Origin of the sequence: Streptomyces solincola (genome assembly GCF_002982015.1) — a bacterium.
Classification (GTDB): Bacteria; Actinomycetota; Actinomycetes; order Streptomycetales; family Streptomycetaceae; genus Streptomyces; species Streptomyces solincola.
Genome location: NZ_PVLV01000531.1, coordinates 1 through 2,291 on the forward strand (window position 1 = coordinate 1; position 2,291 = coordinate 2,291).

The 2,291-nt window shown below is 78.0% G+C and carries 2 protein-coding genes; both read right to left on the reverse strand.

Annotated features, from left to right (window positions below):
* Positions 1-97 precede the first annotated feature (97 nt).
* The gene (locus C6N75_RS26520; protein ID WP_105871412.1) at positions 98-1,627 is read right to left on the reverse strand and encodes a DUF2079 domain-containing protein; all 1,530 of its coding nucleotides are present in this window, start codon (positions 1,625-1,627) and stop codon (positions 98-100) included.
* A gap of 11 nt (positions 1,628-1,638) precedes the next feature.
* Positions 1,639-2,291, reverse strand: a 653-nt coding sequence (locus tag C6N75_RS26525; protein ID WP_105871413.1) for a prepilin peptidase, incomplete at its 5' end; no start/stop codon positions are given.

Below are 2,291 nucleotides of genomic sequence, written 5' to 3' on the forward strand. Positions count from 1 at the left end.
CAACACGGCGCCCGGTTGACGGCCGGTGCCGGCGTCAGCGGGGCACGGGTGTCAGGGGCGGACGTCAGCGGGGGCGGATGCCAGCGGGGCTCGGGCGTCAGCGGGGGGTGGCCGCCCGCAGCAGGGTGATGCCGTCCCGGGTGGCGACCTCCCGGTAGCCGTACCGCTCCCGGGCCGCGGCCAGCTCGGCCTCCTGCCGTTCCAGCGGGTAGGGCCAGTGCCCGGCCGGGTACGGCCAGGACTCCGGGGCGCGCCGGTCGAAGGCGATCCACTCGGCGGTCGGCCGGGGCAGCTTCTCCGGCCGGTACTCGTACAGCCTTCCCCGGGCCGGGAAGGTGGGGAAGACCACCACCGTGCAGCGGGCGGTGAGCTGGGGGGCGAGCCGGTTGGAGGCGGCGACCGTGGCCCCGTCGGGGATCCGGGCGAGCAGCGAGCGGGCCGCCGCCGCGTGCGGGGAGGCGCGCCAGGTGGCCCGCTGGGCCAGTTGGGCCAGCGGGAACGAGGGCAGCAGGACGGCGGTGACCGCGAGCACCGTGGCCAGCGAGGCCCGCACCTGCCGGGCGGCGAGCGGGCCCGCGTCGCGGCGCCAGCCGGACAGGACGTCGATCAGCCCGGCGAAGACCACCGGTATCAGCACGGCGCTGTAGTGGAAGGCCGTGCCCCAGTGGAAGCCGTTGCCCGACAGCATCCGCCAGGCCAGGGTCGGCGCGGCGAGCAGCCCCAGCGGGGAGCGCAGCGCCAGCAGCGCGGACGGTGCGAAGACCAGCACCAGGGTGGTCGCCTTGGTCTCCGGGCGCAGCACGTCCAGCGGCGCGTGCGCCAGGGTGGAGAGCAGGGAGCCGTACGCGGCGCCGTCCAGGTTGCCGCCGTGGGAGTAGCCGCCGGCCGGGTGGAAGGCCGGGAGCAGGACGGCGATCTCGACCGCCGAGCCGAGCAGGCCGGCGGCCGCGGTGAGCAGCCCGAGCCGGCGCGGCCCGCGCCAGGCGATGTAGGCGCCGACGGCGGCGAGGGTGAGCCCGAGGTCCTCCTTGACCAGCAGCAGCGGGGCCGTCCAGGCCACCGCCGCCCGCCAGCACCGCCGTCCCAGCGCCTCCAGGCCGAAGGCCAGCAGCGGTACGGCGAGGGCGACCTCGTGGACGTCGAAGGCGGCGGCCGAGGCGATGCCCCAGCTCAGCCCGTACCCGGCGGCGACGGTGTGCGCGGCGGCGGGGCCGAGGGCACGGGCGGCCCAGCGGGCGAGCGGGACCACGGCGAGCGCGAGCAGCGCCGACTGGGCGGTGAGCAGGCACAGCGGGGACGGCCACAGGCGGTAGAGCGGGGCGAGGGCGGCGACCAGCGGGTGGAAGTGGTCGCCCAGCAGGTTGAACCCGGGGCCGCGCAGCGGGACGACGGGAGCGCGCAGCTCGGCGTAGGCGCGCACGGCCTGCTCGAAGATGCCCAGGTCGTAGCCGGTGGTGCGGAGCAGCAGATGGCGGCGGACGGCGACGGTGGCGTAGAGCACGGCCAGTCCGGCGGCCCAGGCCCAGGGCAGCAGCCGGGCGGTGGGGTGGTGCGGCGGGGGCGCCGCGGTGACGGGTTCCGGAGCGGGACGGTCGATCTGGCTTGCTTCATCCTCGATTGTCCGCATATGGCGGCATGCTAGGGGTTCGCGCTCAGTGCGCCGAGGAGGACGCCGAGCAGGGCGCCGCCGAGCATGAACGGGCCGAACGGGATGGCGCTCCTGCGGTCCGCCCGGCGCAGCAGGACCAGCGCCAGCCCGTACGCCCCGCCGAGCAGGAAGCCCGCGAACGCGCCGGCGAACAGCACGTCCCAGCCGTACCAGCCCAGGGCCGCCCCCAGTGCGGGCGCGAGCTTGACGTCCCCGAAGCCGAGCCCGGCCGGGTTGACCAGGAACAGCACCGCGTAGCCCGCGCCGAGCGCGGCGGCGCCCAGCAGCGCGCCGGTCCAGGAGCCGGCGTGGCCGGGCAGCAGGGCGGCCGCCCCGAGCAGCGCCGGCAGCCCGGCGGCGAGCGGGAGGGTGAGGGGGTCGGGCAGCCGGTGCACGGCCGCGTCGACCGAGGCCAGCACCACCGCGACGGGGGCCGCGGCCAGCCAGGCCGCCAGCTCCGGACGGGGGCCGGTCGCGGCGGCGAGCAGGGCGCAGAGGAGCGCGGTGACGAGGGCGGGGACGCGGGCGGGGCCGGTCCGGCAGGTGGTCGCCTCCCCGGTCGGGCAGCGGGTGGCGCCGAGCCAGCCGGCGGCCGGGCCGGTGAGGGGGTGCCCGGCGGGGCAGGCGGTGCGCCAGGGCTGCT